The 14,368-nt window shown below is 37.9% G+C and carries 11 protein-coding genes; 2 read left to right on the forward strand and 9 right to left on the reverse strand.

The annotated features are described in order from the left end of the window. Nucleotides 1-4: 4 nt before the first annotated feature. Nucleotides 5-550, forward strand: coding sequence for a flavodoxin family protein (locus tag PQF83_RS17590; protein WP_000497606.1), 546 nt, complete (start codon nt 5-7; stop codon nt 548-550). 264 nt (nt 551-814) lie between these two features. Next, nucleotides 815-2,449: a ribosomal protection-like ABC-F family protein gene (abc-f, locus tag PQF83_RS17595; RefSeq protein WP_000153739.1), complete on the forward strand. Its 1,635-nt coding sequence runs from the start codon at nt 815-817 to the stop codon at nt 2,447-2,449. 100 nt (nt 2,450-2,549) lie between these two features. On the opposite strand, the gene PQF83_RS17600 is transcribed toward abc-f, so the two are convergent. The 9 genes from PQF83_RS17600 to secA form a co-directional block, all read right to left on the reverse strand. Continuing rightward, on the reverse strand, nt 2,550-2,861 hold the full coding sequence (locus PQF83_RS17600; protein WP_000637521.1) for a YbjQ family protein: 312 nt from the start codon (nt 2,859-2,861) through the stop codon (nt 2,550-2,552). A 65-nt stretch (nt 2,862-2,926) separates the two neighbouring features. Beyond that, nucleotides 2,927-4,642 carry an ABC transporter ATP-binding protein gene (locus PQF83_RS17605; protein WP_000944618.1) on the reverse strand — a complete coding sequence of 572 codons (1,716 nt, stop codon included), beginning with the start codon at nt 4,640-4,642 and terminating at the stop codon, nt 2,927-2,929. 310 nt (nt 4,643-4,952) lie between these two features. Then, nucleotides 4,953-6,155: a PDZ domain-containing protein gene (locus PQF83_RS17610; RefSeq protein ID WP_033671838.1), complete on the reverse strand. Its 1,203-nt coding sequence runs from the start codon at nt 6,153-6,155 to the stop codon at nt 4,953-4,955. A 240-nt stretch (nt 6,156-6,395) separates the two neighbouring features. After that, on the reverse strand, nt 6,396-7,832 hold the full coding sequence (locus PQF83_RS17615; protein ID WP_000830290.1) for a S41 family peptidase: 1,437 nt from the start codon (nt 7,830-7,832) through the stop codon (nt 6,396-6,398). Between the two features lie 118 nt (nt 7,833-7,950). Then, a complete protein-coding gene (ftsX, locus tag PQF83_RS17620) occupies nt 7,951-8,844 on the reverse strand; it encodes a permease-like cell division protein FtsX (protein ID WP_000645019.1) in 894 nt (297 codons plus the stop codon). Beyond that, complete coding sequence (gene ftsE / locus PQF83_RS17625; RefSeq protein WP_000594318.1) at nt 8,834-9,520, reverse strand: cell division ATP-binding protein FtsE; 687 nt, start codon at nt 9,518-9,520, stop codon at nt 8,834-8,836. Before ftsE ends, ftsX begins: the two co-directional genes overlap by 11 nt. Nucleotides 9,521-9,809: 289 nt before the next feature. After that, nucleotides 9,810-10,133 (reverse strand): cytochrome c551, encoded by a 324-nt coding sequence (gene cccB / locus PQF83_RS17630; RefSeq protein WP_000727972.1) that lies wholly within the window; start codon nt 10,131-10,133, stop codon nt 9,810-9,812. Nucleotides 10,134-10,576: 443 nt separating this feature from the next. Further along, nucleotides 10,577-11,675, reverse strand: a protein-coding gene (prfB, locus tag PQF83_RS17635) for a peptide chain release factor 2 (protein ID WP_096001580.1) whose coding sequence is annotated in 2 segments (ribosomal slippage) — nt 10,577-11,602 and nt 11,604-11,675 — 1,098 coding nt in all. Because the reading frame shifts where the segments join, the coding sequence is not laid out codon by codon here. 144 nt (nt 11,676-11,819) lie between these two features. Further along, nucleotides 11,820-14,327 (reverse strand): preprotein translocase subunit SecA, encoded by a 2,508-nt coding sequence (secA, locus tag PQF83_RS17640; RefSeq protein WP_000579381.1) that lies wholly within the window; start codon nt 14,325-14,327, stop codon nt 11,820-11,822. Nucleotides 14,328-14,368: the final 41 nt, after the last annotated feature.

Here is a 14,368-nt window from a genome sequence, read left to right on the forward strand (position 1 = left end):
TTACATGTTTGTTATACACGGCAGTTCAAGACAAAATGGAAATACGGAAGCTTTAACACATATGATGATTGATGGAATTGAAACAGAACAAATTTATTTACGTGATCATACAGTCTATCCTATTACAGATCAGCGTCATGATACAGAAGGATTCCAACCTGTAGATGATGACTACGAGCAGTTAACCAAGCGCATGTTAGAGCACGACACAATTATCTTTGCTACACCATTATATTGGTACGGGATGAGTGGTCATATGAAAAACTTCGTCGATCGCTGGTCACAAAGCTTGCGCGATACATCTCTTCATTTCAAAGAAAAAATGAAAGGCAAAAAAATGTACGTTGTTATCGTTGGCGGCGATAATCCGAAACTAAAAGCATTACCACTTATCTCCCAGTTCCAATACATCTTTGATTTTGTTGGTTCATCGTTTGAGGGTTATATTATTGGGGATGCGAATGGGTTAGATGAAATCCAAAATGATGCTGAGGCGATAGCTAAGGCACAAGTTTATAATAACGAATTCAAAAATCACAAGCTGAAATAAGTTTGACAAACTTATTTGTATGCGCATACAATAAAAGTAATATTATGAAAGGAAGGTACTTTGACCAATGAAGTTCTAATTCTCTTATTTATTTCATCCATCACAAATAGTGAACAAAAATGATGAAAACTAGCAGAGGATTAGTCTGTCCATTTGTCGATACTTTCTTTCGAAACGATCATGTGAAAAATCGTTTATTTATGTACGATTTTTACATGCAAGGGCGACGTTTATCCTCTCTAGTGAAACTAGGGAGGTTTTTTTATGACTATTTTATTCGCACGTAATATTGAAAAGGGCTTTGGTGATCGTACACTATTTACGTTACCATCACTGGAAATTCAATCACAGGATCGCATAGGAATTGTCGGAGTCAACGGTGCTGGTAAATCTACGTTATTACAAATATTAAGTAAAGAAATAGAAGCTGACAAAGGCATAGTAACTCATCATAGTTCTATCAGCATCATTCCTCAGCTTAGCGAGGAAGTACCGGAAACCACTTCTTCTCTCGCAAAAGGAAAATGGAGCATTTCAAACGTTTCAAATTCAATGAGCGGCGGTGAACGAATGCGTCTAAAGATTGCCCACGCTCTTGAACAGAATGCAGGCATTTTATTCGCTGATGAACCAACAAGCCACTTAGATATGGCCGGTACAGAACAATTAGAAAAGGCACTTTTATCTTATAAAGGGGCACTTGTTTTAATATCACATGATCGTGACTTTTTAGATGCGATATGTACAAAAATCATCGAAATCGAAGATGGTACGATTCAAGAGTATAAAGGTAATTATTCAAACTATCGCAAGCAAAAAGAACGTGAACGAATACAAAAACAAGCAGAATATGAGCAATATGTACAAGAAAAAAATCGTTTAGAGCAGTCCATTTTACAAAAAAAGCAACGTGCTTCTAGCATGACAAAAATCCCAACACGGTTCAGTTCATCTGAATCTAAACTTTATAAATTAAGTGGGGCTCATGGCCAAGAACAGGTTAGTAAAGTAGCGAAAGCATTAGAAACACGTCTCGAAAAACTAGAAAAGAAGGAAAAGCCAAAGGATCTTTCTCAAGCTCAGTTTGACGTACAATACCATACACCTATTCATAGTAAAGTGGCAGTACAGTTCAATAAAGCCACAAAGAAAATAGGTAATCGTACACTATTTAAAAATCTGAATGGAACTATTGCTCCAGGTGCAAAGCTTGCTATTTTAGGCGCAAACGGAAGTGGAAAAACGACTTTGTTCAACATGCTTCTCGCAAATGAGCGTGGCATGCAGCTTTCGAAAAGTTGTAAAATTGGATACTTCGAACAAACACTATCCATTTTAAAAACAGATAAAACCATTTTAGAAAATGTTCTAGAAGAAACAAATTATACAGAATCGTTCGTTCGCACAATACTTGCAAGGCTTCTATTCCGCCGTGAAGATGTTCATAAGCCTGTGCACGTTCTAAGCGGGGGTGAGCGAATGAAGGTTGCACTCGCAAAAGTATTTTTAGGAAACTATAATATGCTTCTGCTCGATGAACCGACAAACTATTTAGACTTAGCGACGCAAGAAGAATTAGAAAGCATGTTACAAGAATATCCTGGCACTATACTTTTCATTAGCCATGACCGTGCCTTTATTCGCTCTGTGGCAGACCATATTCTAAAAGTAGACGAGAGTGAACCTAGAGTATTCCACGGCAATTATGAGCAATACACCAAGAGAACAACCGAGGATTCTGTAAATGTTACTGAACAAGAATTGTTACGATTACAAACAAAATTAACAGAAATCATCGGCCGAATTTCCATACAAAATCATCACGATGACATCACATCTCTCGAACAAGAATACGAAACATTATTAGTTCAAATCCGGAAATGTAAAGAAGCGCTCTAATGTCTTCCCTATATATCGACGGGACCTGCCGCATTTCCCAAGAAATATTGAATCTTCGACATAGCATACAAAAAGCCGTGCATCAGCACGGCTTTTTACTTCAGATACGGACAGCAGTCCCGCTCACAGCAACCATTAGCATTCCTTCGCGAACGACTTCATAATCCACATCGATACCAACGATGGCATTCGCATTTTTTTGCCTTGCGAGAGTTTTCATCTCTTCCATTGCAATGTCACGTGCTTCTTTCAATTTGCTTTCGTAAGCGCCTGAGCGACCACCGACAACGTCACGGACAGAAGCAAAAAGGTCACGAACGATATTCGCCCCCATAATCGCTTCTCCATTCACGATATCGACATAATCAATAATTTCTTTCCCTTGAATTGTAGAAGTTGTTGTTACAATCATACCGTATAGCCTCCCATATAAGATTTCCACTTACTTATGGTGCGCTAATTCGGCAAAAATTATATTTACGAACTAAACTGCGCTTCGTATAACCTGCTGTATCCTCCGCCTTGTTCAATTAATTCATCATGTGAACCTTGTTCTGCAATACCATCTTTATTTACAACGACGATTCGATCTGCATTTTTAATCGTTGCAAGCCTATGAGCGATAACTAATGTTGTACGGCCGACAGATAGTTCAGCAAGTGATTTTTGAATCGCAAGTTCCGTCTCTGTATCTAGTGCGGAAGTTGCTTCATCTAGTATTAAAATTGGCGGATTTTTTAAGAACATACGAGCAATAGCTAGACGTTGCTTCTGTCCGCCTGAAAGTTTCACGCCGCGCTCACCGATAACTGTATCTAAACCGTCTGGCTGCGAGTAAATTAAATCCTCTAACTGAGCTCTCTTTACCGCCTGCCAAATATCAGCTTCTGATGCCTTTAAATTTCCGTAAGCAATGTTTTCACGAATCGTTCCTGAGAATAAGAACACATCTTGCTGCACGATTCCAATTTGCTTACGGAGTGAAGATAACGTCATGTCTTTCGTATCAATACCATCAATTTGAATCGATCCAGATGATTGCTCATAAAAGCGTGGTAATAAACTACATAACGTCGTTTTTCCAGCTCCAGATGGCCCAACGAACGCAACCGTTTCACCTGCGTGTATTTTTAAACTAATGTCATTTAAAATCGGTTCTTTGTTTTCATATCCGAATGTAATGTTGTTATATTGAATATCACCATGTACATGTTTTACTTCCATTGCATCTTTAGAGTCCACAATATCTGGCTCTGTTTCAAGAAGCTCTACATACCTTTTAAAACCGGCGATCCCTTTCGGATAGCTTTCGATTACCGCATTAATTTTTTCAATTGGACGGAAGAAAATATTCGTTAATAGAACGAATCCGATAAATCCACCGTACGTTAATTCTCCTTGCAGAACAAACCACGTACCGCATATTAAGACGAAGAGCGTTACGAGACGCATAAGCATATAACTAATTGACGAATTTAGCGCCATAATTTTATACGCCATTAATTTCGTTGTACGGAAACGAGCGTTGTTAACAGCAAATTGCTCTTTCTCAAACTTTTCATTTCCGAATGCTTGTACAACGCGAATACCACCAACGTTGTTCTCAATACATGCATTGAAATCAGCAACATCTGAGAATAAACGTCTAAATGTACCTGTCATTTTTTTATTGAAGTAAAGTGCCAACCATAATAAGAATGGAATAACGAAGAACGTTAATAGCGCTAACTTCCAGTTGATCATCATCATAAATGAAAATGCCCCAACTAAAGTCATTACGGCGATAAATAAATCTTCTGGTCCATGATGAGCAATTTCCCCAATTTCCATTAAATCGTTTGTAAGGCGTGAAATTAAATGACCTGTTTTATTATTATCAAAAAATCTAAATGATAGCTTTTGAATATGATCAAATAATTTCTGCCTCATATCTGTTTCAATGTTAACACCAAGCATATGTCCCCAATATGTAACGACATATTGTAAGCCTGCATTTAACATATAAACTGCGAGTAAACCGAAACAAGCCCATAAAATAAGCGTCCAGTTTTGCCCTGGCAATAACTTATCAATAAATTGATTTACGATAAGCGGGAAGCCGAGTTCTAATAATCCTGCGACGACCGCACAAGAAAAGTCGAGTATAAATAAACCTTTATACGGTTTATAGTAAGAAAAAAATTTACGCAGCATATCTTACCTCCATTTTCCAAAATTAAAAAGACTCCCTAAATGATAACCATTATCAAATAATTATTCAAGTTATCCGTCTATGAAACTGAAAATAAGCTTTGCGATAGTTGTCGTTTTTGGCCGGAAAGTCGATATATTCGAATAATCGCCGATATATTTCGAGTTGCGCTGATATATTTGCAAAATCGCCGATATATTTCAAGTTGCGCTGATATATTTGCAAAATCGCCGATATAAATTTCATGTACTATAACTACCGCCCTGCTTACACAAAAAAAGGCATCACCACAAGGTGATACCTTTTCTTCTATTACATCGCTTCCGAATCCCACTCATGCTCCTGCTGAACAAACACAATACCTAATTCGTGATGTCCACCAGCGTATAATGCCGTTTGAGCAAGGCGAAGTTCTCCATTTGTATCTAAAACTTCTAACTTACAAAATGCTCCTGTCGTCTTCGTTTGAAGCGCATCATAAAATTCCTCAGCACTTCTTGGAATGACTCCATTTACTTTCGTAATCATTTCTCCAGGCAGTAAATTCAGCTCTGCTCCAATTGTATTTGGAATTGTATCTAGTACAACGAGTCCATCATTACGTGCAGCGAAGTACGCTGGTCTTGTTTCATCCGCAATTTTCTCTTGCATGGAAATTGTAAAACGTCCAAGCATTGCAACGCCCATTGCAATAATGGCAAGTACGTGCCACCAATAACTTGCGATTCCTAAAACAAGCACAAGTCCTGCTAATCCGTACACACGTCTTCCTGTAAATAATAAAGCTTCCGTCGGCTCATAACTTCTAATCCTTCTCATAAATCCAATTAAAAATGGAACGAGGAATAGAGAATATGTATGTGAACCGATTGAAACGACAGGCCACCATGAAATAAACTGCGTTACTGCGTCACCTGGTACAAGAATAAAAATAGGAATGATCCATAAACGCTTTGATTCGTGTAAACCAATCTTTAATCCGCGCTTACCCTTCCTAATCTTCGGCGTCGAATATCCTACTGCATTTTTAGAAATCAACAAGCCCTCTACAACGAGCATGATGCCTAGCAAAATAGCAAGGGATACGATTGTATTCTCTTCACCTTCTCCAAGCTGTAAGAAAGAAACTGGTAGCTTAGAAGATAATAGAACACATACAATCGCGATACTAAACGTATAAGCCGCTGATAAATATCGATACATAGCAGTTAATCCAAATAGTAACGTCCAAAGTAAAATGGCCCATAAGCTCGCCTTAGAAACAACAAGTCCGAGCCCAATCGTAATGATAGATACGATTAATCCGTATTTAACTCCCGCCAATAAAGATGTTCGCAGTTCAAACCAAATATCATAAACTTTAAAAGAAAAATCTTTTCGTTCTCGTAACATACGTAAGTATCCAACGAAGATACTACTTATTAAAAATACATAGACAGCAGGGTGTAAGAAAAAACGTCCAACTGCCCGCATTATTTCAAAAATCCATGCCTCCACGAACCCATTCACCACCATTTATATCATTCTTTCTTTTTATATTATCATAACTGGACAAACGTTTGTTTAACACAAAAAAATACAGGCAGCAAACTGCCTGTATTTCTTTTTATCCCACTTTAATGGGCAGTAAGCCTCCCACCTCAAAATTCAGCGAAAACAAAGAATTTAGGTGGGGAGTCAACTGTCCATAAAAGTCCGATTGGTTCAACTAATAATCAGTGGGGGATGAAGCTCCCCACTGATTAAAGTTTCACTTTACTTCGCCATTAATTTTAATGCTGACTGTAATTGTAGATCATTTTCTCCAGAACGGATTTTTTCAATAATTTTCGTTTGAATCGCCTCAGCTGTCTTTTTATCGAGCTGTCCTGTCGCTTCCATCTTATTCGCATTTTGGAATGCTTTCAGTGCTGATTCTGTCTCTTTACTAAAGTAGCCATCTTCACGTCCTGGTACATACCCTAAACTCTTAAGCATTTCTTGGGCATGTTTTACTTGTACATCATTTGCATTGTATGAAAGTGTCTTTTCAATTTGAATTGGTGTCGCATGATAATAATCTGGTTGTTTCACTTCTACAGTTGGCTTGATTCCTTTTTTATGAATCCAGTTTCCATCCGGTGTTAACCATTTGAACATCGTTAATTTGATGTTGCTGCCATCTTTAAATGGAACAGCTTGCTGAACAGTACCTTTGCCAAACGTTTTTTCACCAATTAAATCGTATCCTTCTCCCTCTTTTAGCGCACCCGCTAAAATCTCTGAAGCAGAAGCACTTCCGTTATCAATTAGTACTGAAATCGGATATGGCTTTCTCTCTTTTAGTTCCGTAGAGAATTTCTTCTTCTCACCATTTCTTTGCTCTACTTGTAGCATCGGCTTTTTATCCGTCATAATTTCTCCTAGTATCTCTTCTACACTATTTAAGTAGCCACCTGGATTACCACGTACGTCAATAACTAAGCCTTTTATGTTTTTCTTCTCTAACTCTTTTAACTGATCCTTAAATTCTTTCGCTGTATTTTCAGCAAAAGAAGTGATTTGCATATAACCGATATCTTTTCCACTCTCTTGTTTCACAGAGCTAAACACTGTGAAGATTGGAATTTTTTCACGCTTAATTTTAAATACAATCGGATCAGCTACTCCTGCACGCTTAATTTCAATCGCAACAGTCGTTCCTTTTTTACCACGAATCTTTAATACTGCTTCTTCACGTGATAAATCTTTCACACTATTTCCATCTACAGATAAAATTTGGTCATTCGGTTTAATTCCAATCTTTTCTGCTGGTGAGCCTTTAATTGGAGATACGATAATAAGCTTACCGTCCGTTTTGTTCACCTCAGCCCCAATCCCTTCTAACTCGGGATCAAGCGATTCACTAAACTGTTTAGCCGTTTCTTTATCCATATACGTGGAATAAGGGTCCTTCAGCGTAGACAACATGCCTTGTATTGCACCTTCGACTAATTTTTCATCTTTCACGTCTTCCACATAACGTGAATCAATTAGTGCATACGCCTCATTAATTTTTGCCAAATTCCCTTGCGCAGTGCTAGCGTTTCCATTCGAAATTGTTTGCGTTACTTCTGCTGGATTAACCCCAAATAAAGACATACCCGCAAACATTCCGCCAGCACCAATTAAAAATGCAACAACCATTCCAATAATTGCAACTCTACGTTTCAATGCGGAATTCCCCTTTCCAAAACACACAGGTGGTGTAGCAAAAGGCATCACACAGTGTGTGATGCCTTTACCTATTTCTACTATATGATAAGCTTGTACGAATTATGTTTGCAACTTTTTATACTTTTAAGAAGCGACGAATTGACATTACACTTCCCCACATACCGATTAAAGCCCCGATTAACACTAGTAAACCAGCTAATTGGAATACGAATGGACTGTATGGTAGAAGTTCGAAAATTGTTCCGCCAAGTTTTTCGTTAAACACACCTTGCAACGAATTATACGTAACTAGAATTAAGCCAATTGGAATAATTGATCCTAATACTCCTAGGAATAATCCCTCTAATAAGAACGGCCAACGAATAAACCAGTTTGTTGCACCTACAAGTTTCATAATTTCGATTTCTGTACTACGAGCATAAATTGTAATTTTAATTGTATTAGAGATTAAGAACATCGCTGTGAATAAAAGACCAGCAATTAACACAATCCCGATGTTACGACCAGTTTTTACAGTATCAAATAATCGTTCAACTTGCCCTTTTCCGTACTGAACATTACTTACAAACTGCATTTTTTCAATCTTTTTCGCAATTGTTGCTGTATCTGTTGGTTCTTTTGCTTTTACAACGAATACGTTTTTAAGTGGGTTATCTTGTTCAAATAACTCAAATGTCTTTCCGCTATCGCCTAAACTTTTAATTAAACGTTTTAACTCTTCTTCTTTAGAAGAATATTTAATAGAGTCTACTTTTGCAATCTTACTCATATCATCTTCTAATTTCTTTTGGTCAGCTTCTTTTGCTGCTGGATCAATGTGTACACGAATTTCTACATCTTGCTCTACTTTCGTCGCAAAATGGTTCATATTCATAATCGCTGTTAAAAAGACACCTACAAGTAATAATGTAACTGTTACTGCACTAACAGAAGCAAACGTCATCCATCCGTTACGTGATAGATTCTTTACACCTTCTCGCAAATGTCGACTAAGGGTCTTAGCCTTCATATCCGTATCCTCCCTCCATCTCATCTCGAACAATTTTTCCGCCTTCAATCGCGATTACACGATGACGGATTGTATTTACGATATCTGCGTTATGTGTCGCCATAACGATCGTTGTACCACGCTCATTAATGCGCGTGAAAATCTTCATAATATCAAGAGCTGTTTCAATATCTAAGTTACCTGTTGGCTCATCGGCAATTACAACCTTTGGTCTATTAACAATTGCTCTCGCAATCGCAACACGTTGCTGCTCCCCGCCTGAAAGTTCGCTTGGAAGTGCGTCTGCACGATCTTCAAGACCTACAAGACCTAACACTTCTGTTACACGCTCACGAATTGCATCTGGCTCTTCTTCAATTACTTCTAAGGCAAACGCAACATTCTCATATACCGTTAATTTAGGTAGTAATTTAAAGTCTTGGAAAATCACGCCTAATTGACGACGGAAATATGGAACGTCTCTTTCTGCTAATGACTCGATAGTAAGACCATTTACATTAATTGATCCTGTAGATGGCTTCTCTTCACGATACATCATTTTAATAAATGTAGATTTTCCGGCTCCACTCGGTCCAACTACGTATACAAACTCGCCTTGTTTAATGTTAACTGTGAGACCAGCAATGGCTTTCATACCATTCGGGTACTCCTTATAAACATTCGTCATTTTTATCATTATTTATCACCCAATACTTAATGATTTTTTTCGAAATACTTTTCTGTACATTTGAAAATAAAAGCTAAACCTTTATTCTCTTTTAAACCACTCTTGTTGAAGGTAGTCTACTTATACTCTTTTTCTAAGCAATACTACTCTATGTAATATATTTCAGCAAAATTCTACAAACCTCATTGTAACATCAAACGGTTTCCAGTTTGGATACATTTTTGTTACAGTTATGTTACATTCCAAAAAAAGGGAAACGAGTTGATTATATGAATCAACTCGTCCATTTTACCCCTTTTTATTTATGTTCAGCTAACCACTCAGCTACTTTTTTCGCATCTTCACCTTGAATAAGTCCTGGCGACATTGAACCGCGACCTTTTTTAATAATTTCTTCGATATCTGCAGCGTCGTACTTCCCGCCTACTTTTCTTAAATCAGGTCCAGTTGCTCCTGATAAATCTGTTGCGTGACACCCAGCACAACTTCTTTGGAAAATTTGTTCTGCACTGTCTGTACTTGCAGACTGGTTCGAAGACTTACTCTCTTCTTTATTTCCACACGCTCCTAAAGCAAAAACGACTGATGTTCCTAGCGCAATAGCCAATAATTTCTTTTTCACTTCTATCGCTCCCCATTGTTGATATTCTTTTCATTCCTAACACACTCATTTTCATTATAAGCATTATCTTTATATAGAAAAACTAAGGTGTATTTCATATTCTTCAAAAATAAAGTGAGAACCCTAATGATATAAAGCTTTTATAAGTTGTTTCAATTCTGTGAACAACTTATAAACTTCTATAAAGGATTCTTTTTGAACGGGAATTTAGAAAAATTCTGTAGAAAGCCTTACTCTATTGCCAATCTGTTTTACTATTTTCTACTTTTTACAAAACAATATACAACATTGTATGCTACATATAATCCCATCAAAAAGAGAAGTTGTCGTTTCCAACTTCTCTTCCTCTGTACTTCATCCATATAAATAAAATAGCACTCTTTATGTCCTCTATATCCTCAACGTGCGCCAACAATTTTGTTGGCTTTTTTTCACTTAGCTTATTAGATGCGAGAACGTAAGTAAGCATCAATAAACGGATCAATTTCTCCATCCATAACTGCTTGCACATTACCGACCTCAGTATTTGTACGGTGGTCTTTCACAAGAGAATATGGGTGGAATACATAAGAACGGATTTGGCTACCCCATCCGATTTCTTTTTGTTCTCCGCGAATTTCATCTAACTCCGCTTGTTGCTCTTCTAATTTCTTTTGATATAATTTCGCTTTTAACATCTTCATCGCATGCTCACGGTTTTTAATTTGAGAACGCTCTGACTGACACGTTACAACCGTATTTGTCGGTGTATGCGTAATACGAACTGCTGAATCTGTCGTATTAACGTGCTGTCCACCCGCTCCACTTGCACGATACGTATCAATTTTCAAGTCTTCTGTACGTATTTCAATTTCAACTTCATCATTGAATTCAGGTACAACTTCACAAGATACGAACGATGTATGACGACGGCCTGAAGAATCGAATGGTGAAATACGTACAAGACGATGTACACCTTTCTCAGCTTTTAAGTAACCGTAAGCGTTATGACCCTTAATTAATAAAGTAACGCTCTTAATACCAGCTTCATCACCTGGTAAGTAGTCAACAGTTTCTACTTTAAACCCACGTTTTTCAGCCCAACGTGTGTACATACGTAATAACATAGAACCCCAGTCTTGTGACTCTGTTCCACCTGCACCTGGGTGTAATTCTAAAATGGCGTTATTTTTATCATAAGGATCGCTAAGTAGTAACTGCAGCTCATACTCATTCATTTCTTGAATTAAGCCTTTTACTTCTGATTCAAGCTCCTCATGTAAATCTTCATCATACTCTTCTTTTAAAAGTTCATGCGTTATTTCTAAATTTTCGAATGTCTCATCTAACTGACGGAAACTCCCAACCATATCTTTTAACGCATTTGCTTCGTTAATGACAGCTTGTGCGCCTTGTTGATCATCCCAAAATCCTGCGCCCATCATTTTCTCTTCTAATTCTGAAATTTGTTTCTCCTTAGTAGGGAGGTCAAAGAGACCCCCTAAAAGCCGCTAATCTCTTAGCCATTTTCTCTAATTCCTGTCTAATTTCTACTAATTCCATTTCCTTCACCTCTATGTAATTGCTGTTACTTTCGTATGAAAACAAGGGAAACTCTCTCCACTTATGACGGAGAGAGTTTAATCCTTCTTAATTATACATTTTTGATGTAAAAGTTTGCAAAGCAGCCTGGGCTACCGCCCTATATTACTTCCCGATACCACAGCAGTTTTTATATTTTTTACCGCTACCACATTTACATAAATCGTTGCGGCCCACTTGGTCACCTTTTACAACTGGTTTTTTCTTCGCTTCTTCGCCATCGCTAGATGGGTGAACAGCTTCACCTTGAACAACTTCTTGACGCTCTAAGTTTTGTTCAATTTCAGCTTTCATAATGTAACGAGAAATTTCCTCTTCAATAGAAGCAATCATTGATTCGAACATTGCGAACCCTTCCATTTGATACTCACGAAGTGGATCAATTTGACCGTAAGCACGTAAATGAATACCTTCACGAAGGTGATCCATCGCATCGATATGCTCTGTCCATTTCGTATCTACAACACGGAATACAACAACTTTTTCGAACTCACGCATTTGCTCTTCTGGCATAAGCTTTTCCTTGTCATTGTAACGCTCTATTAATTTCGCGATAATTGGCTCGCTCATTTCCTCTGGAGCAAGGCGACGTAATTCTTCTTCTTTCACATCTCCTTCTTGCAGAAGGTTTGTATTTAAGTAGTCAACAAGACCTTTAATGTTCCAATCTTCTTCAATTTCCTCTTGTGTATGAAGTGCAACCGCACGCTCTACTGTAGATTTCATCATACCTTCAATAATACCGCGTAAGTTCTCAGACTCCATTACCTCTTGACGCTGTTTGTAAATAACTTCACGTTGCTGACGAAGTACATCATCATATTGTAGTAACTGCTTACGTGCATCATAGTTATTTCCTTCTACACGTTTTTGCGCAGATTCTACTGCACGAGAAACCATTTTACTTTCGATTGGCTGAGAATCATCCATACCAAGGCGATCCATCATCGCTTTCATATTATCAGAACCGAAGCGACGCATTAGTTCATCTTCCATTGATAAGTAGAACTGCGTAACACCTGGGTCCCCTTGACGACCAGCACGACCACGTAACTGGTTATCAATACGACGACTTTCGTGACGCTCTGTACCGATAACGGCTAAACCAACGTTTTTCACATCGTCTCCAAGCTTAATATCTGTACCACGACCTGCCATGTTCGTCGCAATCGTTACAGCGCCTTTTATACCTGCTTCTGCAATGATATCCGCTTCACGCGCATGGTTTTTCGCATTTAAGATGTTATGACGTACACCTTTACGCGTTAACATTTTTGAAATAAGTTCTGACGTTTCGATTGCAACTGTACCGACAAGAACTGGTTGCCCTTGTTTATGACGATTTACAATATCCTCAACAACAGCATTAAATTTACCTTCCATTGATTTGAAGATTAAATCTGCACGGTCATCACGAATAATCGGTTTGTTCGTTGGAATTACGATAACGTTCATATTATAAATGTTACGGAATTCCTCTTCCTCTGTTTTCGCTGTACCAGTCATACCAGATAACTTTTCGTACATACGGAAGTAGTTCTGGAATGTAATTGTCGCAAGCGTCATACTTTCATTTTGAATTTCTACGCCTTCTTTTGCCTCGATAGCTTGGTGTAACCCTTCGCTATAACGACGACCTTTCATAAGACGACCAGTAAATTGGTCTACAATTACGATTTCGCCTTCTTGTACAACATAATCTGTATCACGATGCATAACAACGTGCGCACGAAGTGCCTGATTAATATGGTGAAGAAGCGCTACATGTTTTAAATCAAATAAGTTTTCAATATGGAAAGCTTTCTCCGCTTTCGTAATACCATCTTCTGTTAACATTACATTTTTCGTCTTCACATCAAATGAATAATCTTTTTCATTTTCTAACGTACGAACGAATGCATTTGCAAACATGTACAGCTCTGTTGATTTTTGAGCTTGTCCAGAAATAATAAGTGGCGTACGCGCTTCATCGACTAAGATAGAATCGACTTCATCGATAATAGCAAAGTGCAGTGGGCGTTGAACGCACTGCTCTTTATATAAAACCATGTTGTCACGTAAGTAATCGAATCCAAGCTCATTATTTGTGCTATACGTAATATCAGCAGCATAAGCCTCTTGTTTCTCTTCGCGTGACATACTGTTTAAATTAATTCCTACTGTTAATCCTAGGAACTCATGAAGTTGTCCCATTTCGCTCGCATCACGTTGTGCTAAGTATTCATTGACTGTAACAACGTGAACACCTTTTCCTGTTAAAGCATTTAAATATACAGGTAATGTAGATGTTAACGTTTTACCTTCACCCGTTTTCATCTCAGAGATATTCCCTTCATGTAAGGCAATACCACCCATTAACTGTACACCATACGGACGCATTCCAAGAACACGAGTCGCAGCTTCACGAACAACCGCAAAAGCTTCAGGTAGTAGATCATCTACTGTTTCACCTTTTGTTAGACGTTCTTTAAATTCAAGCGTCTTCCCTTTTAATTGTTCATCAGTTAATGGCTTAATAGATGACTCTAATGCATCAATTTGCTCAACTGTTTTCTGCATACGTTTAATTTGGCGTTGATTTACATCAAACACCTTTTTTAAAATACCGATCATAGGAAATACGCTCCTCTTTTTATTAAAATAAAACTTCCGAT

Origin of the sequence: Bacillus sp. FF-1 (genome assembly GCF_028548245.1) — a bacterium.
GTDB classification, from domain to species: domain Bacteria; phylum Bacillota; class Bacilli; order Bacillales; family Bacillaceae_G; genus Bacillus_A; species Bacillus_A paranthracis.

Bases quoted from the DNA above. Each gene is read 5' to 3' on its own strand.
- PQF83_RS17590 (WP_000497606.1), top strand. From the start codon at position 5: ATGTTTGTTATACACGGCAGTTCAAGACAAAATGGAAATACGGAAGCT.
- abc-f (WP_000153739.1), top strand. From the start codon at position 815: ATGACTATTTTATTCGCACGTAATATTGAAAAGGGCTTTGGTGATCGT.
- PQF83_RS17600 (WP_000637521.1), bottom strand. From the start codon at position 2,861: ATGATTGTAACAACAACTTCTACAATTCAAGGGAAAGAAATTATTGAT.
- PQF83_RS17605 (WP_000944618.1), bottom strand. From the start codon at position 4,642: ATGCTGCGTAAATTTTTTTCTTACTATAAACCGTATAAAGGTTTATTT.
- PQF83_RS17610 (WP_033671838.1), bottom strand. From the start codon at position 6,155: ATGGTGGTGAATGGGTTCGTGGAGGCATGGATTTTTGAAATAATGCGG.
- ftsX (WP_000645019.1), bottom strand. From the start codon at position 8,844: ATGAAGGCTAAGACCCTTAGTCGACATTTGCGAGAAGGTGTAAAGAAT.
- ftsE (WP_000594318.1), bottom strand. From the start codon at position 9,520: ATGATAAAAATGACGAATGTTTATAAGGAGTACCCGAATGGTATGAAA.
- secA (WP_000579381.1), bottom strand. From the start codon at position 14,327: ATGATCGGTATTTTAAAAAAGGTGTTTGATGTAAATCAACGCCAAATT.